We start from the raw sequence: 23,771 nt of genomic DNA on the forward strand, positions 1-23,771 counted from the left end.
GTCGCACCCCTCAAGCCAATTAAAATAATTCGAGGATCCCATGACTACCGACGTGTCCGTGCTCACTCAGGTGCAAGCAGGCGTTGCCTGGATCACCCTCAATCGCAGTGCCCAGCGCAATGCCCTGGACATTCCGACCCTCAAGCACTTGCATGCTTTGCTTGAGGGTTTCAATAGCGATCCGGCCGTGCGCGTCGTGGTGCTGACCGGCAGCGGTCGCAGCTTCTGTGCTGGCGCCGACCTTGCCGAATGGGCCGAAGCCGAAGCTCGTGGCGCCCTCGAAAGCTACGGTTGGACCGAAACCGCCCACGCCTTGATGACTCGCTTGCATACCCTCGACAAACCTACCATTGCCGCCATCAACGGCACTGCCGTCGGCGCCGGTATGGACTTGACCCTGTGCTGTGACCTGCGAATAGCCGCCCAATCGGCACGTTTCAAGGCGGGCTACACCAGCATGGCGTACTCGCCGGACGCCGGTGCCAGTTGGCATCTGCCACGCCTGATCGGCAGCGAACAGGCCAAGCGCCTGCTGTTCCTCGACGAGCTGTGGAACGCCGACCGTGCACTCGCCGCCGGGCTCGTCGGCGAAGTGGTTGCCGATGATCAACTGCTGGCCCACACCGTCGAATTGGCCACCCGCCTGGCCAACGGCCCGACCTTCGCGTTCGCCCAGACCAAGACCCTGATCCGCGAAGGTGCCCAGCGCAGCCTGCCCGAGCAACTCCAGGCCGAACTGGCCGCCGGGTTGTTGTGCGGGCGCAGCGAGGACGGTGCTGAAGCCCTGCGTGCTTCGGTGGAAAAGCGCCCAGCAAATTTCTCCGGCAAATAAAACAGCCCGTTCAAGAAACAACACCCCCGAACGATCAACAGGTAGCGCCATGAATTTCCAACTCAGCCAAGAACAAGACATGTTGGTGGACGCGGTACGCAGTTTTGTTGCCAAGGAATTGCTGCCTCACGAGGAAGCGGTGGACCGTGCCGATGAGGTTTCGCCGGAGCTGGCGGCGCAGATCCGTGACAAGGCCATTGCCGCCGGTTTCTATGCTTTCAACATGCCCGAGGACGTCGGCGGTGGTGGCTTGGATTACCTGTCCCAGGCACTGATCGAACGGGAGTTGTCCAAGGTGTCCTGGGCGCTGCATGTGTTTGTCGCAAGGCCCTCGAAAATCCTCATGGCCTGCACTGGCGCGCAGATTGGCGAGTACTTGTTGCCGTGTGTCCAGGGTAAGAAAATCGACTGTTTTGCCCTCACCGAACCCGGCGCCGGTTCTGACGCCAACGCCATCAAGACCCGCGCCGTGCGCAGTGGCGATGACTTTGTGCTTAACGGCAGTAAGCACTTCATCAGCCATGCGGGGCACGCCGACTTCGCCATCGTGTTCGCCGTCACCGATACCTACGAACACAATGGCCGCCAACGCAACGCCGTCACCTCGTTCCTGGTGGATCGCGGCACCCCCGGCATGACCATCCGCCGCGGCCCCAAGTGTGTGAGCAACCGGGGTTATCACACCTACGAAATGTTCTTTGATGATTGCCGCGTGCCGGCTTCCAAAGTCCTTGGCGAGGTGGGCAAAGGTTGGGACGTGGCCAACGCCTGGCTGACCGCAGGCCGAGTGATGGTCGCCGCCAACTGCGTCGGCCAGGCCCAGCGGGCGCTGGATGTATCGCTGCAATGGGCGGCGGACCGCAAGCAGTTCGGCCAGCCGATCGGCACCTACCAAGGTGTGTCGTTCAAGCTCGCCGACATGGCCACCCAGATTCGCGCCGCCGAACTCTTGACCTTGCACACCGCCTGGAAAATGGACCAGGGCAACATGACCGACGGCGAAGCCGGTATGGCCAAGCTGTTTGCCAGTGAAACCCTGGGCAAGGTAGCTGACGAGGCGGTACAGATTTTCGGCGGTATGGGCCTGATGGACGAAGGGCCGGTGGAGCGCATCTGGCGCAACGCGCGGATCGAACGGATCTGGGAAGGCACCTCGGAAATCCAGCGCCATATCATCGCCCGCGAACTGTTGCGGCCCCTGTTGCGCTGATCGGGTCGGAGAACGCTCATGTCCCAGGTTATTCGCGACAACCTCAAGCGCTTGCTGGCGCCTCGTCACCTGGCTTTCGTTGGCGGACGCAGCATGGCGCGCGCCCTCAAACGCTGTGCCGAAGGGGGCTTTGCAGGCCAGATGTGGCTGGTCAATCCCCAGCATGACCACCTCGACGGCATTCCCTGTGTACGCCGCATCGCCGACCTGCCGTGCGGCCCGGACGCAGTATTTATCGCCACCAACCGCGAGCTGACCCTGACCTGTGTTGCAGAGTTGGCCGCCATCGGTACCGGCGGCGCCATTTGCTACGCCTCCGGGTTTGCCGAGACCGGAGCCGAGGGTCAGACCCTGCAAGATCAACTGCTCAAAGCAGCGGGCGATATGGCGCTGTTGGGGCCCAACTGCTACGGCCTGCTGGACTATCTGCACAGCTCGGCGCTGTGGCCGGTGGCCCATGGCGGCAAGCCGGTGGAGAAGGGCGTGGCGGTACTGACCCAGAGCGGCAACTTCGCCTATAACCTGTCGATGAGTGACCGCTCGTTGCCGGTGGCCTATATGGCGTCGGTGGGTAACCAGGCGCAGTTGGGCGTCGCGGAGTTGATGGACGTGCTGCTGGATGAGCCACGGGTCACGGCCATCGGCTTGCACCTGGAAGGTTTGAAGAACGTGCCTGGATTTGCCCGGGCCGCCCACAAGGCCCTGGTAAAAGGCATCCCGATCATCGCCCTGAAAACCGGCGTCTCGCAGATCGGCGCCGAGTTGGCCTTGAGTCACACCAGTTCGTTGTCCGGCTCTGATGTGCTGTACGACAGCCTCTTTGCCCGCCTGGGTGTGATCCGCGTCAGTGGGCCGGTGAGTTTTGTCGAAACCCTGAAAGCCGCGGCGTGCGGCAACTTGCCGGCGGGCAACCACCTGATCGCACTGGCCTGTTCCGGCGGCGATGCCGGGTTGATTGCCGACTATGCCGAGCGCAACCACCTGGGCCTGCCGAAGTTGGATGCCGGTCAGCGTGAGGAGCTGGCGCAGGTGCTGCCCAGCTACGCCAACCTGGTCAACCCACTGGACTTCACCACGGCCATCTGGGGCAACCGCGAAGCGCTGAACGCCATGCTCGACACGGCGCTGCGCACGGACGCCGATGCCGCCATGTTGGTGCTCGACTACCCCGCAGAGTTTACCGGCGAGCGTAAGGAGTGCGACCTGTTGCTGGAGTTGTTTTGCAGTGCATTGGTGCGCCATGGCAAGACCGGTTTTGTCACCTCGGCGTTTCCGGAGTTGCTACCTGCCCATGCCCGTGAACGCTTGCACGCCCAGGGCGTCGCGGCCTTGCAAGGTGTGGAAGACGCGCTCGCTGCCTGGGGCCGAATTGCCGACTACCAGAGCAACCGTCGGGCCTTGTTGGCGCGGGGGGAGTCAGCGTTGATTCCGCTGTGCCCGCAAGCCCTTCAGGACCCTGGGTTTCCTCTCAATGAATGGGACTCCAAACAAGCCCTACGCGCCTTTGGCCTCACCACACCGACCGGCATCCTCAGTACCCCCGAGCACGCCATTGCCGACGCGCTGACCTTGGGCTATCCGCTGGTGCTCAAGGCGGTCAGCGCCGAGCTGCCGCACAAGACCGAAGCGGGCGCTGTGGCGTTGAACCTGCGGGACGATCAGGCGCTGACGGCGGCTCTGGCGCACATGCGCGTGCAGATTGCCGCCTACGCGCCGGGCGTGGCATTTGATCAACTGCTGCTGGAGACCATGGCCACGCCACCCTTGGCCGAGCTGATCGTGGGCATCAAGCGTGAAAACGACTTCGGCCTGGCGTTGGTGATCGGTGCCGGCGGGATTCTGGTGGAGTTGCTCAAGGACAGTCGCAGCCTGTTGCTGCCCACCACCGACGATGCCATTCGCAATGCCTTGTTGAGCCTGCGCAGCACCGCGTTGTTGCAAGGCTTTCGCGGTCGTGAAGTGGCCGATATGGAAGCCCTGGTGGCGGCGATTCGCGCCGTGGCCGATTACGCCTGCGCCAATGCCGGGCTGTTGCTGGAGCTGGATGTCAACCCACTGCTGGTCAATGCCCGGGGCGCCACAGCGGTCGATGCGTTGATCCGCCTCGCCCAGGCTTGAAGGAGATGACGATGCAAAGCAAAACCTTGACGGGCGGCCAAGCCCTGGTGCGATTGCTGGCCAACTATGGCGTCGACACGGTGTTCGGCATTCCCGGGGTACACACCCTGGAGCTGTATCGCGGATTGCCTGGCAGTGGCATTCGCCATGTATTGACCCGCCATGAGCAGGGCGCCGGTTTTATGGCCGACGGATACGCACGGGTCAGTGGCAAGCCGGGCGTGTGCTTCATCATCACCGGCCCCGGCGTGACCAACGCCGCTACCGCTATCGGCCAGGCTTATGCTGATTCGATTCCTATGCTGGTGATTTCCAGCGTCAACCACACAGCCAGCCTCGGCAAGGGCTGGGGCTGCCTGCATGAAACCCAGGACCAGCGTGCGATGACAGCGCCTATTACTGCGTTCTCGGCCGTCGCGTTGAGTACTGAAGACCTGCCCGAATTGATCGCACGGGCCTACGCGGTGTTCGACAGTGAGCGGCCACGGCCGGTGCATATCTCTGTGCCGCTGGATGTGCTGGCGGCGCCGATTGAGCGGGACTGGAGTGGTGAGGTGGTGCGCCGTCCCGGACGTGGTGTGCCGTCGGCTGAAACCCTTGAGCTTGCCGTGGCGAAACTGGTGTCTGCCAAGCGCCCGATGATCATTGCCGGAGGGGGGGCGTTGCTGGCCGCTGATGCCTTGCAACGTCTGAGCACACAACTGGCCGCGCCGTTTTTCAGCAGTGTCGCGGGCAAGGGTTTGTTGCCGGTGGATCATCCGCTGAATGCCGGTTCCACCCTGTGCGTCGAGCCCGGCTGGCAACTGATCAGTGAGGCCGATGTGGTGTTGGCGATGGGTACCGAAATGGCCGACACCGACTACTGGCGTGAGCGTCTGCCGCTCAGTGGCGAACTGCTGCGGGTGGATATTGATCCGCGCAAGTTCAACGACTTTTATCCTTGTGCCGTCGCCTTGCAGGGCGATGCCCGGCAAACGGCAGAGGCGCTGCTGGAGCGCTTGCCGTCCACGCCGCGTAACGCCGATGCGGCGGTCCAAAAAGTGACGGCATTACGCCAAGCCGTCAGCGCCGGGCACGGACCGTTGCAGTCGATTCACCAGGCCATTCTCGACCGCGTTGCTGCCGAACTGCCTGCCAACGCTTTTATCAGCAGCGACATGACCCAACTGGCCTACACCGGCAATTACGCCTTCGGCAGCCGTGCTCCGCGCAGTTGGTTGCATCCCACCGGCTACGGCACCTTGGGCTATGGCTTGCCCGCCGGTATCGGCGCCAAGTTCGGCGCTCCCCAGCGACCTGGATTAGTGCTGGTGGGCGACGGCGGCTTTCTCTACACCGCCCAGGAACTAGCAACCGCGGTGGAAGAATTGGACAGCCCGCTGGTGGTGCTGTTGTGGAACAACGACGCCCTGGGGCAGATCCGCGACGACATGCTGAACCTGGACATCGAACCCATTGGCGTGTTGCCGCGCAACCCGGATTTTGCCGCCCTGGCGCGAGCGTTCGGCTGCACCGTGACCCAACCCCAGAACCTGGATGAGCTGCAGACGGATTTGCGTAACGGCTTCAAGCGCAACGGCGTGACGTTGATCGAGCTGAAACATGCCTGTGCCTGTTGATCATTAGAGGAACAAGACCATGAGTGATAACAACAACAAAATGACTCAAGCCATGCACCGCCGGGACTTCCTCAAACACAGCGCCGTCGCCGGTGCCGTGGCGGCAGCGTTCTCCATGGGCCTGCCGTTTCAAGCCTTCGCAGAAGACGCCACGCCCAAGGCAGGTGGCGTGCTGCGCCTGGGACTGGCGGGTGGTAGCACCACCGACTCCCGCGACCCAGGCTCCTGGACCGATACCTTTACCTTTGTCGGCTTCTCGGCCGTATACAACACCCTCACTGAAATTGCGGTAGACGGCAGCGCCATCCCCGAACTGGCGCAAAGCTTTGAATCCACCCCAGATGCCCGCGTCTGGACCTTCAAGCTGCGCCAGGGCGTGACCTTCCACAACGGCAAAAGCCTCACCGCCGACGACGTGGTGGCGTCGATCAATCATCACCTGAGTGCTACGTCCACCTCCGCAGCCAAGACCGTGCTGGGCGACGTCGCCAGCGTCAGCGCCAAGGGTGCCGATACCGTGGTGTTCGCTCTGCATTCAGGCAATGCCGACTTCGCTTTTGTGGTCGCCGATTACCACCTGGTGATCATGCCGGCCAAGGACGGCACCGCCGACTGGCAAGCTGGCATCGGCACCAGCGGTTATCGCCTGAAAAGCTTCGAGCCCGGCGTGCGCATGGACCTGGAGCGCAACCCCGATTACTGGAAGCCGGGCAGGGCGCATTTCGCCAGTGCCGAACTGCTCGCCATTGCCGACGGCGCGGCGCGGATCAACGCGCTGGTCACGGGGCAAGTGGACGTGATCAACAAGGTCGACCTGAAAACCGTGGCCCTGCTCAAGCGCAATCCCAACCTGGTGATCGAGGAAACCAAGGGCGCCCAGCAATACACCTTCCCGATGCTGTGCGACAGCAACGAGTTCAAGAACAACGATATTCGCATGGCCATGAAGCACGCGATCAACCGCGAAACCCTGCTGGCCTCGGTGCTGCACGGCTATGGCCTGGTGGGCAATGACCATCCGATCCAGCCCGGCAGCCGCTTCATCAATACCGCGTTGGAGCAGCGCACTTACGATCCGGACAAGTCGCGGTTTTACCTGCGCAAGGCCGGTGTCGATTCCCTCAAGGTGCGCCTGCAAGCCTCGGACGCCGCCTACACCGGCGCGGTGGACGCTTCGGTGCTGTTCAAAGAACAGGCGCGCCAGGCCGGGATCGACATCGACGTGGTGCGCGAGCCGGCGGATGGTTTCTTCTCCAACGTCTGGATGAAACAGCCGTTCACCACCTCCTTCTGGTACAGCAGCCTGACTGCCGACCGCATGTTCAGCATCGGTTATGCCAAGGGCGCGGCATGGAACGAAACCCATTGGGATAACCCCCGTTTCAACCAGTTACTCAACGCCGCGCGCGGCGAGATGAACGCTCCCTTGCGCCAGGAGATGTACAACGAAATGCAGGCCCTGTGCCGGGACGACTGTGGGGCGATTTTGCCGCTGTTTGCCAGCTCGGTGGCGGCCCGCTCGAACCGCGTCAGCCATGGGCCGCTGACAGCACCGTATGGGGAATTGGACGGCTTGCGGCTGATCGAACGGTGGTGGCAGGCCTGAATCTTGTGCAGTACGGGCTCCTGTGGCGAGGGGACAAGCCCCCTCGCCACAGAGGCTCTATCCTTTCAAGGAACCCAGCGATGAATAGCTTATTTAAACTGGTCCTCCAACGCCTGGCCCTCGGCTTGCTGTCGCTGTTCGCCGTCTCGGTGATCATCTTCCTGGCCGTTGGCATGCTTCCCGGCGATATCGCCCAGGCCATGCTCGGCCAGTCCGCGACACCGGAAACCATCGCCGCGTTCCGCGCGCAATTGGGCCTGGACCTGCCGCCCTTGAGCCGTTTTGTGCAATGGCTGTTGCGCCTGCTACACGGCGACCTCGGTGCCTCCTTGGCCAACCAGCGACCCATCGCTGAACTGATCGGCGCTCGCCTGGGCAACACCTTGCGCCTGGCGGCCCTGGCCGCGCTGGTCTCGGTACCGCTGGCGCTGGTATTGGGGATGCTCGCCGCGCTCTACCGCAACAGTTGGTTCGACCGCCTGCTCAATACCTCGGCATTGAGCGCCGTCTCGTTCCCGGAGTTCTTCGTCGCCTACCTGTTGATCCTGGTGTTCTCGGTCAAGCTCGGCTGGTTCCCCAGCCTGTCCAACCTGGCGCCGGATGCGTCCTTGGGCACGATCCTGGAACGCTCAGTGCTGCCGGTGGCGACCCTGAGCCTGGTGGTGATCGCGCAGATGATGCGCATGACCCGCGCATCCTTGATCAACTTGCTGGCCAGCCCCTACATCGAAATGGCCCGGCTCAAGGGCATCAGCCAATCACGAATCATCTGGCGGCATGCTTTGCCCAATGCCCTGGCGCCCATCGTCAACGTGGTGGCGTTGAACCTGGCGTATCTGGTGGTAGGCGTGGTGGTGGTCGAAGTGGTGTTTGTCTATCCGGGCCTCGGTCAGTTGCTGGTGGACTCGGTGTCCAAGCGCGACATCCCGGTGGTGCAGGCTTGCAGCCTGATCTTCGCCGCTACCTACATCCTGCTCAACACCAGTGCCGACGTGCTGTCCATCGCCAGCAACCCACGCCTGATGCATCCGAAGGGGTAGACCATGAACCTGATCCAACAACTGGCCAAGGCGCCATTGAGCGCCAAGTTCGGCCTGCTGGTCATCCTGCTGTACATCCTGGTGGCGCTGTTTGCACCGCTGCTCGCGTCTTACGGTGAAACCCAGGTGGTGGGCGACGGCTTTGCACCCTGGAGCGGGCAGTTCCTGCTGGGCACCGATAACCTGGGGCGCGACATGTTCAGCCGCCTGGTCTACGGCGCGCGTAACACCCTGGGGATTGCCTTTCTGACCACCGTCCTGGCCTTTGCCCTGGGAGGCTTGAGCGGTTTGATCGCGGCGATCAAGGGCGGCTGGATCGACCAGGGATTGTCGCGAGTGGTGGACATCCTCATGGCCATTCCGCAGTTGATCTTCGCCTTGTTGATTCTCAGTGTGGTGGGCACCAATGCCATGTCCCTGGTGCTGGTGATTGCGTTGCTGGATTCAACCCGAGTGTTTCGCCTGTCCCGCGCTGTGGCGATGACGGTGGTGGTGCAAGACTTTGTCGAAGCCGCAAGGCTGCGTGGGGAGGGGCTGTGGTGGCTGGTGACCCGTGAAGTGCTGCCCAACGCCGCTGCGCCGTTGATTGCGGAATTTGGCCTGCGTTTCTGCTTCGTGTTTTTGTTTATCAGCGCGCTGTCATTCCTCGGGCTGGGCATTCAACCACCCACCGCCGATTGGGGCAGCATGGTCCGCGACAACGCGGTGTTGATCACCTTCGGCGATATCAGCCCGCTGCTGCCGGCCCTGGCAGTGGCGTTGATTACCGTCAGCGTGAACTTTGTCGTCGACTGGATGCTGCATAAATCCAGCGGCCTGAAGGAGTGTTGAGGATGGACAGGCCACTGCTGGAAATTCGCGACCTGTACATCGAAGGTCACTACGAAGACGCCTGGCACCCGTTGATCAAGGGCATCGACCTGACCTTGCAGCGGGGCGAGGTGTTGGGGCTGATTGGCGAGTCTGGCGCCGGTAAATCCACCCTGGGATTGGCCGCCATGGGCTATGCCCGTGACGGCTGCCGCATCACCCGTGGTTCAGTGTGCTTTGACGGTATTCAACTGTTGCAGGCCAAGCCCGAAGCCTTGCGTAAATTGCGCGGATTGCGGATTGCCTACGTCGCGCAAAGCGCCGCAGCTTCGTTCAACCCGGCGCACCGCTTGATCGACCAACACGTGGAAACAGCGGTGATCAACGGCGGCATCAGCCGTGCCCAGGCCGAGGCCGAGGCGGTGGAGTTGTACCGTGTGCTGCGCCTGCCCAACCCGGAACAGATCGGCCAACGCTATCCGCACCAAGTGTCGGGCGGGCAGTTGCAACGGGTCATGACCGCGATGGCCATGGCTTGTCATCCGGACCTGATCATCTTTGACGAACCCACCACAGCCCTCGATGTCACCACTCAGATTGAAGTGCTGGCAGCCATCCGTGATGCGATCAAGACTTTCGGCAGCGCCGCGATCTACATCAGCCACGACCTGGCGGTGGTCGCGCAAATGGCTGACCGGATTATGGTGTTGCGACACGGCAAGTTAGTGGAAGAGGCCGAGACCCGCAGTATGCTCAGCGCACCGCAGCAGGACTACACCAAATCCCTGTGGGCGGTGCGCAGCTTTCGTACTGAACCCAAAGCCTGCCCGGTGCAGCAGACACCGCTGTTGGAAGTGCGTCAGGCGTGCGCCAGTTACGGTCATCAGCCGGTGCTGCACGATGTATCCATGAGCCTGTATCGCGGGCAGACGTTGGCGGTGATCGGTGAGTCCGGCAGCGGTAAAAGCTCCACGGCGCGCTTGATTACCGGGTTGTTACCGTCCACGGCCGGGCAAGTGCTGTATGAGGGCGAAGCCTTGCCGGCGGACTTTCGCCGGCGCAGCAAGGAGCAATTGCGGCGGATCCAGATGATCTATCAGATCCCCGACACCGCCTTGAATCCGCGTCAGCGCATCGTCGATATCATCGGTCGGCCACTGACGTTCTACCTCGGCCTCAAGGGCCGTGCCCTGCGTGCGCGGGTCGCCGAATTGCTGGAGATGATCGAGCTGGACCCGGCGACCTTCATGGAGCGCCAGCCCCGGGAACTGTCCGGCGGCCAGAAGCAGCGAATCTGCATCGCCCGCGCCTTGGCGGCCGATCCACAACTGATCATCTGCGACGAAGTGACCTCAGCTCTCGATCAACTGGTGGCCGAAGGCGTGCTGAAACTGCTCAATCGCCTGCAGCAGCAACTGGGTGTGGCTTACCTGTTTATCACCCACGACGTCGCCACCGTGCGCGCCATCGCCGATGAGGTGGTGGTGATGCAACGCGGGCGGGTGGTGGACCACGGCAGCCGCAGCGCGATCTTCACCCCGCCGTACCAGGACTACACCGGCCTGTTGTTTTCGTCGGAGCCGGAAATGGACCCCGACTGGCTCGATCATTTGCTGGCCCAACGTGCCGCGCTCACTTCTTGAGGAGTTTACATGAACGTTCTGATTGTCCACGCTCACCCCGAGCCGCAGTCCTTCACGGCGGCGTTGCGTGACCAAGCCATCGCCACCATGCAAGCCCAAGGGCATGAGGTGCAGGTCAGCGACCTGTACGCGATGGGCTGGAACCCGGTAGCCACGGCTGCCGACTTCACCGCGCGGGAAAATCCCGACTATTTGATGTACGCCCTGGAACAACGTCTGGGGGTGAAAAGCCAATCCATTGCTGCAGATATCCAGCAGGAACTGGACAAGTTGCTGTGGGCCGACCTGCTGATTCTCAATTTCCCGATCTTTTGGTTCTCCGCCCCGGCCATGCTCAAGGGCTGGATCGACCGGGTGCTGGTGTCCGGCGTGTGTTACGGCGGCAAGCGCTTTTACGATCAAGGCGGGCTCGCCGGCAAGAAAGCGTTGGTGACGGTGACCTTGGGCGGGCGCGAACATATGTTCGGCGAGCGGGCGATTCATGGCCCCCTTGAGGACATGCTGCGACCGATTCTGCGCGGGACGTTGGCGTATGTCGGCTTCGACGTGCTGGCACCGTTTGTGGCCTGGCATGTGCCGTACATCAGTGCCGAGGCGCGCGGGGAGTTTCTGCGCAGTTATCAGCAGCGGCTGGAAGGGCTGGCGGATGATCAGCCCTTGGTATTTCCAAAACTTGAACAATTCGACGAGGCGCTTTACCCGTTGTAGCTCAGAGCGGCTGGCCCTGGGTCAGCCACTCTATGAACAACGCAAACAACTCGGCCTGGGAACTGATCGCCAGCTTCGTATAGAGATTCTTGCGATGCATGCGCACGGTTTCCGGGGAGATGCCCAGCATCTGCGCTGTGGATTTCACCGAGTGCCCGCGCAGGATCAAGTGGGCGATTTCCCGTTCCCGCACGGTCAGCAGGCCGCTGCCAAAATGCATGAACGCGGCTTCGATCTGCTGATGCACCGGGGTTTGTGCAAAGACGCTTTCATCACCGATCACCTTGGCCATGCCGCCCGAGGTGCCGAACCGGCGCAGCAGCTCCCGGACCATCGGCAGCACGCTTCTCAGCACGGCCAATTGTTCGTCGCTGAACTGACCGGCACTCAAGCCTTGAAACATGCACAACGAGATTTTGCTCTGGGCACAGAGGTCGACAATGTAATAGCCCTCCTGGGCGCCGCCGCTGCGCAGGTAATAGGTCTTGTAGTACTCGCTGTTGAAGAAATCGTCCGGAGCAATCTGTGCCAGGTGGTAGAAACCTTCCGCCAGGCCCTTGTCCACCGCCAGGCAGAACGGGTCCAGGAGGTAGCCGCGGGAGAAATAGCGGTTGATGATTTCTTCCTGGTACGCCTTGGGAATGCCTTGCTGATACAGCGAATGCGGCGGCAGGCCCCGGCGCTCCAGGCTGATCATCATCGATTCGATGGGTGTCAGCGTGCTTAGCGCGGTGGCCAGATGCTCCAGGAACGACGCCTCATCCACGTGGGTGAAGGCGTGGGCCAATGCGTCATGCCAGGCTTCAAGCAACGGGAATGACGGGGCAGGGTAGCGATCGCTGGATGGGCTCATGCCGGCCAGTCTACCTGGCAGCCACGGCCCAGGCAAAAACGCCGAGACGGGCTCGGCGTTGGAGGTCATCGGCCCTGATACTCGCCGCTCTGGCGTAATTGGGTGGCGGTGTCGAGGATGCACTGGCGCAGGATCTCGACCACCTCGTCTACCTGGGCATGGGTGATGATCAAGGGCGGTGACATCACGTTCAGATGACCAATCGGCCTGACCAACAGACCCTTGGCCTGCGCCCGCAGATGAATTTTCTCGCCGATGTTTACCGCATCCGGCAGCAGCGCCTTGCTGTGTTTGTCGGCGACAAACTCGATGCACGCCATCAGGCGCTGACAGCGCACGTCACCCACCAGCGGCAAGTTCGCCAGGGTTTGCAGGCGCTGTTCCATGTACACCCCGACGTCTTCGACATGAGCCAGCAGGTTTTCCCGCTCGATAATCTCGATGTTTTTCAGTGCTGCCACGCAACTCACCGGGTGGCCGCTGTAGGTGAAACCATGGGTAAAGCAGCGGCCCTTGCCGGGTTCGCCGATCACTTGCCAGATGCGCTCGGAGAAAATGCAGGCGCCCAGGGGCAGATAACCCGAAGTCAGCCCCTTGGCCGTGGTGATGATGTCCGGCTGCATGTCGAACACTTCCTGAGAGGCGAAGAATTTGCCCAAGCGCCCGAACGAGGTAACGACCTCATCCGCCACGTACAGCAGGTCGTGGCGCTGGCAGACTTCCCACATGCGCCGGTGATAACCCTTGGGCGGAATAATCACGCCGCCCGAACCCATGATCGGTTCAGCAAAGAACGCCGCGACCTTGTCGGCGCCGATGGTCAGGATCTTGTCTTCGAACTCGTTCACCAGAAAGTCGAGAAAATCCGCTTCGCTCATGCCCTGTGGCGCCCGGTAATAGTTGGGGCAGGAGATGTGGTGGAACAGGTCGTTCATGAAGTCGAATTCCGGCGCGCGGTCGGCTGCCTTGTTGCCGATGGACATCGTCAGGAAGGTCGAGCCGTGATAGGCATTGAGCCGCGAGATCACGTGTTTCTTTTCATGCTTGCCACGGCTGTTCTGATAGAACTGCACCAGCCGATAGGCGGTGTCGACCGCCGTGGAACCGCCGGTAGTCAGAAACACATGGTTGAGGTCGCCCGGGGCCAGGCTGGCAAGCTTGGCGCACAGCTCGATGGCGGTGACGTTGGCCATGTCGCAAAACGGATTGGAGTAAGCCAGTTGGCGAACCTGGTTGGCGATGGCATCGGCCATTTCCTCACGGCCCAGGCCGATGTTGGTGCACCACATGCCGCCGACGGCATCCAGGTAGCGGTTGCCAGCGGTATCGTAGATATACGCGCCATCGCCTGCGGCAATGTTCAGCGAGCCTTGTTCCCGATGTTCATCGAACATATGGAAACCGTGCATGTAGTGGGCCTTGTCGGCGGCCACCAATTGGTTGTGGTCGAACTGTGCGAAGAATTCGGGATTCGGCAGGGTCATGAGGTTCACCTTCTAGGGTTGAGGAGGTCCTGGATCATTTGCCGGTCTTGACGGCATTCCAGGTTCGGGTGATCAGGCGCACGGCATCTGGCGGCTGGCTTATCTGCGTAAAGAGCCGCTGCATCGTCGCCGGGTCTGGGTAGATGGCCGGGTTATCGCGAATATCGGCATTCACCAGAGGCTTGGCCGCCAGGTTGCTGTTGGCGTAATGAATGGTGTTGCTGACGCCAGCCATCACCTGGGGTTGCAGGAGAAACTCGATGAATGTGTGGGCGTTGGCGACATGGGGGGCGTCGGCCGGGATATAGAAATTATCGAACCAGATCAACGAACCTTCCCGGGGAATGAAATAGTCCAGTTTGATCTTGGCTCCAACCTCTTCAGCCCGTGCCTGGGCGGTGGCGTAATCGCCGGACCAACTGGTGGACAGACACAGGTCGCCGTTGGCCAGGCCATTGATAAAACCACTGGAATCAAATTTGCGCAGGTAAGGGCGCACGGCCATCAATACATCCTGGGCGGCCTTGAGGTCTTTGGGTGCTGCGCTGTTAGGGTCCCGGCCCAGGTAGGTCAGGGCCAGGGGGATCATGTCGGTGGGGGAGTCCATGAAGGTAATGCCGCAGTCGGCAAACCGGGAAATAATCTTCGGATCGAAGATCATTGCCAGGGAACCGATCGGCGCGTTCGGCATGCGCTCTTTGATCTTGTCGACGTTGTAGGCCACGCCATTGCTGCCCCAGGTATACGGGGCGGAATAGGTCACGCCTCGGTCGTAGTTTTCCAGGCTGCTGAGAACCAGCGGGTCGAGGTTTTTCCAGTCCGGCAGTTGTGTCTTGTCCAGGGGCTGGAACATTTTCGCCTTGATCAGCAGCGGTACCAGCGCCGCATTGAGCACCACCAAATCGTATCCCGAACGGCCGGAAAGCAATTTACCCTGGACCGTTTCATAGGAGTCATAGGTGTCGTAGATCACCTTGATACCGGTGGCCTTTTCGAAATCCGCCAGAGTGTGTTCGCCGATATAGTCTGCCCAGTTGTAGATACGCAGCGTGTTGCCAGGATCGTCCGCCGCCCGGCTCAGGGGGGAGAGAATCAGCAATGTAATGCTGAGCAGGGCGATACGGGCTTTATGCATGGCGAACCCACCTTGATATTGTCAGTGTTGTCAGGGGCTGAGAACACTTTCAAGCAGGTACCACGGGTTTGCCATACCCCGTTCGGGTAGGTGGGTATGCGGCCGATTGAACCCTTTCGGCAGATCAGTGCCACACTGTTAAACCGCGAACTCATCTGGAGGTGCCTATGCGAACCATTGATCTGGCCGGCGTTTCTGTCCCTGTTATCGGCCAAGGGACCTGGCGCATGGGAGAAGACCGTCAGCAGCGGCAAGCTGAGGTTGGCGCCTTGCAGTTGGGCATCGATGAAGGCATGACCCTGATTGATACCGCTGAAATGTATGGCGAAGGCGGCGCGGAAGAGGTGGTGGGCGAGGCGATTCGTGGCCGGCGCGGCCAGGTGGTGCTCGTCAGCAAGGTCTACCCACATAACGCCAGCCACAAAGGTATTCCTCGTGCCTGCGAAGCCAGTCTCACCCGACTGGGCACGGATTACATCGACCTGTATCTGCTGCACTGGCGCGGGCAGTATCCTCTTGAGGAAACCGTCGAAGCCTTCGAACGTCTGCGCGAAGCGGGCAAGATCGGCCACTGGGGCGTTTCCAATTTCGACGTGTCAGACCTCCAGGAACTGGCGTCCCCGGCGTGTGCCACCAATCAGGTGCTCTACAACATTGAAGAGCGCGGTATCGAATTCGATTTGCTGCCTTGGTGGCAACAGCATCACTTGCCATTGATGGCTTATTGTCCGATCGCCCAAGGCGGTGAGCTGTTGTCCAGTCCCACCCTCAAGCAGATTGCCCATCGTCACGAGGTGACACCGGCCCAGGTATCGTTGGCCTGGGTCCTGCGCCAGGAAGGCGTGATTGCCATTCCCAAGGCGGTACAGCCCGAGCATGTTCGACTCAATGCCGCAGCAGCCAATATCGTCCTTGACGAGCATGACCTGGACGCCATTGACCGGGTGTTCGGTGCACCGAAGCGCAAACATCCGTTGGCGATGGTCTGATACGCCATTTCCGGTGAATCGGCATCACCTGTGGCAATGCCGATCCTCTTTCAATCGGGTTTAGCCCGCGACGGGGCTGCGCCAGTCATCGGAGCCGGAAGTACCGGAAACCTCGTGGGTCCAGACGATTTTGCGGTAGGTGAAATACACCTCTTCCTGATGAGTGAAGTGGGCATTGTTCGGATCCTGGCAGTTGGGCATCCGCGACTGGATGTCGACGATAATCGCGTCCTCCAGCTCAATGGTGAAGTAGTGCTCCTGAGTGCCGGCGCTGGAGGTGCGGTACCACTCCAGCCGGCATTTGACCATTTCCCCTGAAGTCAGCGCGCTGAACAGCAGCGGCGAAGATTTATCGAATACCTTGCTGATCATCAGCGGTTTGTGAACGCGCTGGCCTGTCGGCTGGCCGGATTGTGGATCGCGGGGAATGATGACCTGATGCGCAAAGGCCTGGACCAGAATCTGATCTTCATGGCCCTCTTGGTAAATGTTGCCGACCGAGTCCTGAGTAAACGTGCCTGCGGTAATCAGACCTTGTTTGGTGCCGGTAATGGACAGATACGCGGGTGTTGGCATGATTGGTTTCCTTGCCTGATAAATAGAATCGCCCCAAATGGCGATATTGCCCGGTGGGCGATATTTGATAACAAGAAGCGTGCCAAAAGATTATGGAGTAGGTAACTAGTGGGTTTCGTGGTGGGTGGTGTTTCAAGTTGATGCGCTTGCTGGGAATTTTGAATTGTTAAGTTGATTTGCTTGCGCAGCGGTGCGCAGTTAATTGCTCATTCTATTTGGCGTTGCATGTGGTTTGAGAGGTGGATGATAAAGAGGTATTCAGCTGGAATTAGCTGCGCAAGTTATTGCATAGGTATTTTTGGTTGAGTGGTTTCGATGTTTTTGTGTCCAGTAATCATTGGGTTTTATGGCTTTTGTGTCAGGGTGTTAATAAGGCGAATGTAGGGTGAGTGCTGGTTGTTTTGTTATTATTTTTAGAGCTTTCATTATTTTTGTAGGAGGTTTCTTAAGTGCGTTCCTTCTACTTGATCAATGCTAAGGGTGTGGATAAGGTGCGTGCTATTCGTTGTGTTAAGACGGAACTTAAACAGTGTTTCGATTCGGGTTGAAAGCTTTGTCGGAACTGTCGGCGTCCCTTGGGAATTAAAGTGCGGTCCCTCAAATGGTTTATTCAGACAAGCTTTCTGCTTATTACCTGGAACTTGCTCAGTCGCCGAGTTCTGAAATGAGCTTCTCAGGTGAGGATGTGCGTTTTTCTGGCGAGTACGAGGCCCTGGAAAACGAACTGAGCAAGGCGCATTCGATACATGGCCATGGTCAGCCTGACTGGCAAAAGATTGTGGAAAAAAGCGATACCTTGTTGCGCCATGAATCCAAGGATCTGCGAATCGCCGTCTGGTTGACCTGGGCACTGTATCAGCGCGAATCCTTCCCTGGACTGCTCGCTGGGTTAGGGCTGTTGCGCTATCTCTGCGAGCATCACTGGGCGGTGGTTTATCCGCGTAAATCGCGTACCCGTGGTGCTGCGTTTGCCTGGCTGGTTCCGCGTATTGAACAGGTATTTACCCAGAGTCTGTCGCTCAAGGACCAACGACCTCTGTTCGAGTGCATGCTCGAACACCTGTCTCGCCTTGACCAGTTGTGGAGTGAACTCCTCGGTGATGAAGCCCCCTTGCTGTTACCCATTCGCCGGCAGCTGGCGGACAGGCTGCAGCGGGTCGCCGAAGGCAACCCCCAGCCTGGAGGGGTGAGTGGTGTCATTACTCAAATCAAGCAAGTCACCACTCAGTTGCTGTCGCCCGATCACGTCGTGGATAACGAAAAAGACGCCCATAAGCTCCTGCGCGTCATGCAGGAAAATGCTCGCCCCTTGTGCGCCTGGTGGTTACGCCAGAGTGCGACTGATCTGCGTGCCCTACGCCTGAACCGAACACTGACCTGGCTGGCGATCTGCACCCTCCCGGAGTGTGACAACGAACAGATTACCCCCTTGCGAGGACCCGCCCCGGACAAGCTCAAGCGTTATCAGGAGCGCTTTCAACAGGGCTGCCATGCCGATCTTTTGCTGGAACTTGAGGGCAGCCTGACCCTCGCTCCTTTCTGGTTCGACGGATTACGCATGGTCTGGGAGTGCCTGCAGGCATTGCAGGCTCACTTGGCCATGACCGAGACGGAAGTGTGCTTCGCCCTGTTATTGCAACGCTTGCCAGGGCTGGCCCAGCTGCGATTTCACGATGGAACGCCGTTTGCCGACGCGGTCACTCGCAACTGGATCAATACCCAGGTCATGCGCCACCTGCATACACCTGCACCAAAAGCCGCACTCGACACTGAGGCCGCCCCTTGGGAGAACGCGTTGCAGGAGGTCACACCCTTGCTTCGCAAGGATGGGCTCAAGGCTGCCGTCCGGGCCTTCAAGCCAGGTCTACAGGCCGCCCGGGGAGCGCGCGCCCGGTTCCATTGGCGGCTGGGCCTGGCCAGGTTATGTGGCCTGGCGGGCAGGTATGAACTGGCCAAAATCCAGCTGGAACAGCTTGATCAAGAGCTACAGCTCGCAGGTTTGCAGCATTGGGAGCCTGACTTGAGCCTTGAAGTGCTGCAACTGTTGTACGGCTGTTGCGATGTGTTGCCGCAAAGCCATGCCGTACGTGAGCGCAAGGAAGAAATCCATCGCAGGCTGTGCCACTTCGATCTTGAAGCGGTACTTGAATAGGCCCTCGATCCACCTAAAAAAGGAGATACATCATGGCCAAAGAAAGTTCGGTAGCCTGAATGGCAGCGGACGGATCGAGGTCAAACCGGGTGTCCTTTAACCGTTACTACCAGAGCGAGCTCAATGCCTTGCGGCAGTTGGGTCGGCGCTTCTCCGAGCGCAATCCGGCACTGGCGCCGTTTCTCGGGGATGCGGGCCAGGATCCTGATGTGGAACGGTTGCTCGAGGGTTTTGCTTTCCTGACCGGTCGTCTGCGGCAGAAGCTTGATGACGAGTTGCCTGAGCTGAGTCATTCGCTGATGCACTTGCTGTGGCCCAACTACATGCGGCCTTTACCAGCGTTCAGCATGTTGCAGTTTGATTCCCTCAAGCGTGCAGGTCCAGCTGTTCGGGTGGAGCGAGACACTCCGGTAGAAAGCGCTGCTACCTGCTGTCCTGCCTCAAGGAGGTGATCGGTCTACTGGCCAACCGTGGCGATGCCATTGCCGAACGCCTGGGTTCCAATGGCAACGCTGGAGGAACGGAGGTTGGCGACTTTCTGATGTTGCAACTGATCAACCGCACTGAGTTGGTTCTGCGTCACTACCTGGACCTCGTCCAAGTCAGTCCTGAAGTGTTGTACCGGACCTTGTTGTCGATCTTGGGCGAACTGTCGACGTTTGCCAGCGACAGCAAGCGCCCCAGCCTTGAGGGACGCTATCGGACAGCTTGCGGGCGTACTTGATGCTCAACCTGCGAGAGCGGCGTGACCCGGACTGGCTGAAGGAACGGGTCGCGGGCCAATGGTCCTCGCTGCACACCGGTGAAACCGGGGCGCAGCGACGGTTGAATGAGCACTTTGAGCGGCTGCTTGAACAACCCTTTGTGCAGACACTCAATGACGAGTTGGTGGCTCAGGCACGTCAGGTGCTGCGAGGGGAGTCATTGGCCAGTGTGGTGTACCGTGTATTGCGCGAGCAGGCGCGTAACCTTGAACCTTATCGCTTTAGCCAGCATCTGGATCCACAGGGTCGGGTGTTTGCTGGGATTGATCACCCTATTCCCGGGTTTTACACACAGCGTTATGTGCGTTATTTCGCGGGGCAAGGAGCCAAACTGGTGAACACGCTCGTGCAAGAGAACTGGGTGCTGGGCGAGGGTACCGACCTGAGCCCGATGGACTTGCGTCGGCTGATAGTGGAGTTGGAGCAACGTTATTTCAGCGAATACGCCGAGGCCTGGAGCGAAGCCCTTGGCCGGGTTCGCCTGCAAGACACCGACACCGTCAGGCAAGGTTCCGAGCAATTGGCCAGCCTGACCTCGGCACAGTCGCCATTGTTACAGCTGTTGCAACAGGTAAAGGAGCACACGCGTTTCCCGTCGGCTGCGGAGCGTGTCGATGAGCTGGCTGCCAGCAAATCGGGGCAGGTGACGCCCATGGGACACGTTGCCCAGGTCGCATTGGGCAGTGCTCTGGCCGCAATTCCCAATGAGTCATCTGATAACGCTCGCCGGGCACTGCAACGTCGTTTCGAGTCCCTGCATCAATTGCTGGATGACCAGCACAATCCAGGAATCGAACTGACCCAGGTGTTGCAGGCGCTCAATCTGCTGCACTTGCAACTGGCAACTCTGAGCCGAGAGGGGCAGCCGGAGCAGGCGGCGTTCAATAGAGTCAGGCAGCGGATGCAGGGACAACAGGATGCCCTGAGCGACCTGCGCAATGTCGCCATGCGTTTACCGTTGCCGCTAGCCTCCTGGATTGATGGCTTGGCTGACAGTCATTGGCGTCGGGTACTCGATGATGCCTACCGCCATGTGAATCAGCGCTATCAGAGTGATGTGTACGGTTTTTACGCTAAGGCAATCAAGCAACGCTATCCATTCAATGCCCACGCCAGCAGTGATGTTGCCCTTGATGACTTCCATGAGTTCTTCAGGCCCCAGGGGGTACTGGCGCGATTCTTTGACGGCTACTTGAGACCTTTTGTCAGTGGTGATGCGGGCCGTTATCGATTGCGTAGCTTGGATGGCCGCAGTTTACCCATGTCTCGAGCGTTGCTTGATCAGTGGGGAAAGGCACAAGTTATTCGCCGCGGTTTTTTTGCTGATGATCAGGGCCCGCCTCATGTGCGTTTTACGCTTGCGCCGTACAGCCTCGACTCAACGGTGAGTCGTGCGATCTTTCGATTCGGTGGCCAGCAAATGGAATACCGCCATGGTCCGATTGTACCCATGGCGTTCCAATGGCCGACCGAGACTGAAGATGGTCGTAGCAGTCTGGTGTTGGAGCGGGGTGCGGAGCGACCGGTGGGCATTGAGAAGAATGCCGGGCTCTGGTCCTTGTTTCGATTGTTCGATCTGATGCAAAGCGAGTCTTTAAGCGGTCGAGATGTGCGGGTACTCAAGGCCGACCTCGGTGGTTTACGCGCCAATTACTTGCTGACCAGTCAGAGCACGTCCAGCCCGTTTGATCTGGCGATATGGCGTACTTTCCGCATCCCGGAGCAGTTGTGATCCGCCGGAACGGTCGCTGGCGCAGCGCTGGACGAACCGACCGCGGCAAGGTCAGGGGTCGCAATGAGGATGCTTTTCTCGATTGTCCACAACAAGGTTGCTGGGCGGTGGCAGATGGGATGGGTGGCCACGAAGCAGGTGACGTTGCCAGTCAACTGGTGGTCAATAGCCTGGCCGAGTTGCCAGGGCAAGGCAGTTTCGATGAGCGCCTCCTGAATGTTCGACGATGCCTGCAATGGCTTGATCGGCAGTTGGGGCAGGTATTACCAGTAACGGATCACGCCACTGATTGCATCATGGGGAGCACGGTGGTGGCGCTATTGCTTGAGGGGGATCGCGCGGCCTGTATCTGGGCCGGTGACAGCCGCTGTTATCTCTGGCGGGAACAGGCGCTGTACCAACTGTCCCGGGATCATTCCTTGATGGAGCAACTGATCGATGAGCGGCAGATGAGCCTGGAACAGGCGCGAGGTCATCCACAGGCCAGGGCCTTGACCCGGGCAGTAGGTGCGCGGGCGCCATTGACATTGGAGGTGCTGGAGCTCAGGACTGTTCCTGGGGATGTGTTTCTATTGTGCAGCGATGGTTTGTATCAGGGACTCAGTCCTGGAGAGTTGGGAGGTGCCCTGAGCCTGAGAACACCACAACGGGTCCTGGACTGGCTGTTCGAAGCGGTATTGCGTGGTGCTGCCAGGGATAATTTGACGGCGGTGGTGGTGCAGCCATGAGTGATATACAGGCAGGCTCCGGTGCAGGTCCGGCCCCGACGGCCACCAGCATGCCTTCCTTGCTGGCTGGGCGTTATCGTATTGAAAGAGTGCTGGGTGCAGGCGGCATGGGGGTGGTGTACCGAGCTAGGGATCTGCTGCATGAGCAATTTGGCGAACCTGAATCCAGTGTGGCGTTGAAGGTGCTGGGGGAAGTATTTTCCCAGGCGACGGACGCTCATGTGCTGTTGTACCGCGAGTTTTCCCTGACACGTCGCCTGCTACATGAGCGGGTGATCCGGGCTTACTCGTTCGAAGTGGACACAGCTTGCGAGATGGCGTTCTACACCATGGAACTGATGACTGGTGTGACCCTGGACCGTTTGCTGCATGAGTGTCCAGGCGGATTGCCGTGGCATGAGTTGCAGCCCATTGCCGTCGGTTTGCTCGAAGCATTGAGTTATACCCATCAACAAGGTGTGCTGCACGGGGATGTAAAACCAGGCAATGTCATGGTGGGTGATCAAGGGCTGCGACTGTTTGACTTCGGACTTGGTCAAACCGTGAAACAGGTAGCGGCAGGGCTGCCTGGTTTAAGCCGCAGTCGATTCAACGCCTGGACCCCGTCCTATGTCGCACCGGAACTGCTTGATGGTGCACCACTGTCTGCGAATGCCGACCTCTATGCCGTGGCGTGTGTACTCTACGAACTGGCGCAAGGGAGGCGCGCTTGTGACGGCCACTTGAGGAATCGGTCGGCAGCACGGTGGGGCTCACCTGGAGAGTTACCCCGGCACTGTTGGTCAGCGCTACGTGTGGCCATGGATTTCGACCCTCGCTGTCGCACGGTGACAATCGGTGAGTTACAAGAGGTGATAGGGCGCGCCAGAGGCGGCATTCGAGGCTGGTTCAAGCTCCGAGGTTGTACTCAGCCAACCAAATCATGAAGCTGGCAGTATTCGGCCCAGCTCAGTCCAGCCATCTGAGCGACTTCTTTATGGACTTCAAGGCGCCGCGCCTCGAATTCTTCGGGCGAGGGTGCCGTCAGTTGCAGTGTCAGCTCCCAGGCGAACAGTCCTTGGCGTTCCGCTTCGGCTTCAAAGGCTTCGTGCAGGCGTTCGGCACGGTATTGCTCAAGCGTTTCTCCCTTGGCCTGGGCGGCCAGGGGGTTCAACGTGTTCAGCTCAGCAGCTAGGTCAGGGTGTTGGTTCAAGAACCTGTCCAGTGCGAGTTGGTGGTTTTCGCCGGGTTGGGACAAAGGCTTACTCCAAAATGGCCAGGTGGTCGATTGGTGTCACGAGGTTCTGTGTAGACGGCTGTTACGTCTGGCGCGTTTGCGCAGACGGTGGTTTATCCAGGTTTGCAATGGGTCAAGCAAGAAGAACAGCAGGTAGGCTGTCAGTACCAGAGCCAAGTCGATCCAGGTTTCCGCTATCGGTCCTTCAAACAACTCGATACCGGCTTTGATCAAAAACAGAAGTGCGACACCACACAGCCATAGCATCAGGGTGAAAAGCAGTGGGCGTGCACGACTTGAACGCTTGTGTTGCATGTTGAATACCCTTTCCTTGAAGACGCAGATGGGCTTCGGCCACACCTGCTGAGTCGGTCTTCCCGCTCGGTTCGAAGCGCGTCTTTCCTAACTGCGCCATATTTCTCATGACTGGCTTGGACGGCTTTGGTTCCCGTATCGATAGTGTTCCTCAGTTGCAGGGTCTTAACCTGTAACGTTGCTGAGCAAAATCGTTTCGAGCACCGCGCAACCTGAAAAAGCATCCTTGGCCAGGCACATG

At 59.7% G+C, this 23,771-nt stretch carries 19 protein-coding genes and 3 pseudogenes; 16 read left to right on the plus strand and 6 right to left on the minus strand.

The genetic code is table 11. The features are described from left to right. Nucleotides 1-40: 40 nt before the first annotated feature. The 9 genes from HKK55_RS08340 to HKK55_RS08380 all read left to right on the plus strand — a co-directional run bounded on the left by HKK55_RS08340 (nt 41) and on the right by HKK55_RS08380 (nt 11,586). Nucleotides 41-832, plus strand: coding sequence for an enoyl-CoA hydratase/isomerase family protein (locus HKK55_RS08340; RefSeq protein ID WP_169354208.1), 792 nt, complete (start codon nt 41-43; stop codon nt 830-832). A 49-nt stretch (nt 833-881) separates the two neighbouring features. Beyond that, nucleotides 882-2,042, plus strand: a complete 1,161-nt coding sequence (locus HKK55_RS08345; protein ID WP_169354209.1) for an acyl-CoA dehydrogenase family protein — start codon at nt 882-884, stop codon at nt 2,040-2,042. 18 nt (nt 2,043-2,060) lie between these two features. Then, nucleotides 2,061-4,160, plus strand: a complete 2,100-nt coding sequence (locus HKK55_RS08350; RefSeq protein WP_169354210.1) for an acetate--CoA ligase family protein — start codon at nt 2,061-2,063, stop codon at nt 4,158-4,160. An 11-nt stretch (nt 4,161-4,171) separates the two neighbouring features. Continuing rightward, nucleotides 4,172-5,779 (plus strand): 5-guanidino-2-oxopentanoate decarboxylase, encoded by a 1,608-nt coding sequence (locus tag HKK55_RS08355; protein WP_169354211.1) that lies wholly within the window; start codon nt 4,172-4,174, stop codon nt 5,777-5,779. Between the two features lie 19 nt (nt 5,780-5,798). Further along, nucleotides 5,799-7,385: an ABC transporter substrate-binding protein gene (locus HKK55_RS08360; protein ID WP_169354212.1), complete on the plus strand. Its 1,587-nt coding sequence runs from the start codon at nt 5,799-5,801 to the stop codon at nt 7,383-7,385. An 80-nt stretch (nt 7,386-7,465) separates the two neighbouring features. Beyond that, nucleotides 7,466-8,425, plus strand: a complete 960-nt coding sequence (locus HKK55_RS08365) for an ABC transporter permease (RefSeq protein ID WP_169354213.1) — start codon at nt 7,466-7,468, stop codon at nt 8,423-8,425. A 3-nt stretch (nt 8,426-8,428) separates the two neighbouring features. Continuing rightward, on the plus strand, nt 8,429-9,256 hold the full coding sequence (locus tag HKK55_RS08370; protein WP_169354214.1) for an ABC transporter permease: 828 nt from the start codon (nt 8,429-8,431) through the stop codon (nt 9,254-9,256). Between the two features lie 2 nt (nt 9,257-9,258). Then, the gene (locus tag HKK55_RS08375) at nt 9,259-10,878 is read left to right on the plus strand and encodes an ABC transporter ATP-binding protein (protein WP_169354215.1); all 1,620 of its coding nucleotides are present in this window, start codon (nt 9,259-9,261) and stop codon (nt 10,876-10,878) included. A gap of 9 nt (nt 10,879-10,887) precedes the next feature. Next, nucleotides 10,888-11,586, plus strand: coding sequence for an NAD(P)H-dependent oxidoreductase (locus HKK55_RS08380; RefSeq protein ID WP_169354216.1), 699 nt, complete (start codon nt 10,888-10,890; stop codon nt 11,584-11,586). A gap of 1 nt (nt 11,587) precedes the next feature. Here the strand turns inward: HKK55_RS08380 and HKK55_RS08385 are convergent, their stop codons facing one another. The 3 genes from HKK55_RS08385 to HKK55_RS08395 all read right to left on the minus strand — a co-directional run bounded on the left by HKK55_RS08385 (nt 11,588) and on the right by HKK55_RS08395 (nt 15,058). Further along, nucleotides 11,588-12,439: a helix-turn-helix transcriptional regulator gene (locus HKK55_RS08385; RefSeq protein ID WP_169354217.1), complete on the minus strand. Its 852-nt coding sequence runs from the start codon at nt 12,437-12,439 to the stop codon at nt 11,588-11,590. Nucleotides 12,440-12,504: 65 nt separating this feature from the next. Next, complete coding sequence (locus tag HKK55_RS08390; protein WP_169354218.1) at nt 12,505-13,923, minus strand: aminotransferase; 1,419 nt, start codon at nt 13,921-13,923, stop codon at nt 12,505-12,507. Nucleotides 13,924-13,957: 34 nt separating this feature from the next. Then, nucleotides 13,958-15,058, minus strand: a complete 1,101-nt coding sequence (locus tag HKK55_RS08395) for a polyamine ABC transporter substrate-binding protein (protein WP_169354219.1) — start codon at nt 15,056-15,058, stop codon at nt 13,958-13,960. A 167-nt stretch (nt 15,059-15,225) separates the two neighbouring features. Between HKK55_RS08395 and HKK55_RS08400 the strand changes: the two genes are divergently transcribed. Next, nucleotides 15,226-16,047 (plus strand): aldo/keto reductase, encoded by an 822-nt coding sequence (locus tag HKK55_RS08400; protein ID WP_169354220.1) that lies wholly within the window; start codon nt 15,226-15,228, stop codon nt 16,045-16,047. A gap of 60 nt (nt 16,048-16,107) precedes the next feature. On the opposite strand, the gene HKK55_RS08405 is transcribed toward HKK55_RS08400, so the two are convergent. Beyond that, the gene (locus HKK55_RS08405) at nt 16,108-16,623 is read right to left on the minus strand and encodes an Hcp family type VI secretion system effector (protein WP_169354221.1); all 516 of its coding nucleotides are present in this window, start codon (nt 16,621-16,623) and stop codon (nt 16,108-16,110) included. A gap of 601 nt (nt 16,624-17,224) precedes the next feature. Between HKK55_RS08405 and tssA the strand changes: the two genes are divergently transcribed. The 6 genes and pseudogenes from tssA to HKK55_RS08435 all read left to right on the plus strand — a co-directional run bounded on the left by tssA (nt 17,225) and on the right by HKK55_RS08435 (nt 22,925). Beyond that, nucleotides 17,225-18,775: a type VI secretion system protein TssA gene (tssA, locus tag HKK55_RS08410; protein ID WP_169354222.1), complete on the plus strand. Its 1,551-nt coding sequence runs from the start codon at nt 17,225-17,227 to the stop codon at nt 18,773-18,775. 89 nt (nt 18,776-18,864) lie between these two features. After that, nucleotides 18,865-19,194 (plus strand): annotated as a pseudogene (locus tag HKK55_RS08415) (type VI secretion system baseplate subunit TssF); the annotation flags it as partial. A 5-nt stretch (nt 19,195-19,199) separates the two neighbouring features. Further along, nucleotides 19,200-19,478, plus strand: a pseudogene (gene tssK / locus HKK55_RS29235) (type VI secretion system baseplate subunit TssK); the annotation flags it as partial. Continuing rightward, nucleotides 19,472-21,271 (plus strand): annotated as a pseudogene (gene tssM / locus HKK55_RS08425) (type VI secretion system membrane subunit TssM); the annotation flags it as partial. The pseudogenes tssK and tssM, both read left to right, overlap by 7 nt. Further along, the gene (locus tag HKK55_RS08430) at nt 21,238-21,999 is read left to right on the plus strand and encodes a PP2C family serine/threonine-protein phosphatase (RefSeq protein ID WP_169354224.1); all 762 of its coding nucleotides are present in this window, start codon (nt 21,238-21,240) and stop codon (nt 21,997-21,999) included. The pseudogene tssM and the gene HKK55_RS08430, both read left to right, overlap by 34 nt. Before the next feature lie 50 nt (nt 22,000-22,049). Continuing rightward, entirely contained in the window at nt 22,050-22,925 is an 876-nt protein-coding gene (locus tag HKK55_RS08435; RefSeq protein WP_237151362.1) for a serine/threonine-protein kinase, read from the plus strand. On the opposite strand, the gene HKK55_RS08440 is transcribed toward HKK55_RS08435, so the two are convergent. Together HKK55_RS08440 and HKK55_RS08445 are read right to left on the minus strand one after the other, a co-directional pair. Further along, nucleotides 22,907-23,236, minus strand: coding sequence for a DUF6388 family protein (locus HKK55_RS08440; RefSeq protein WP_169354226.1), 330 nt, complete (start codon nt 23,234-23,236; stop codon nt 22,907-22,909). The two genes, HKK55_RS08435 and HKK55_RS08440, sit on opposite strands and share 19 nt — an antisense overlap. A gap of 36 nt (nt 23,237-23,272) precedes the next feature. After that, nucleotides 23,273-23,530 carry a hypothetical protein gene (locus tag HKK55_RS08445; protein WP_169354227.1) on the minus strand — a complete coding sequence of 86 codons (258 nt, stop codon included), beginning with the start codon at nt 23,528-23,530 and terminating at the stop codon, nt 23,273-23,275. Nucleotides 23,531-23,771: the final 241 nt, after the last annotated feature.

Origin of the sequence: Pseudomonas sp. ADAK18, assembly GCF_012935695.1 — a bacterium.
Classification (GTDB): Bacteria; Pseudomonadota; Gammaproteobacteria; order Pseudomonadales; family Pseudomonadaceae; genus Aquipseudomonas.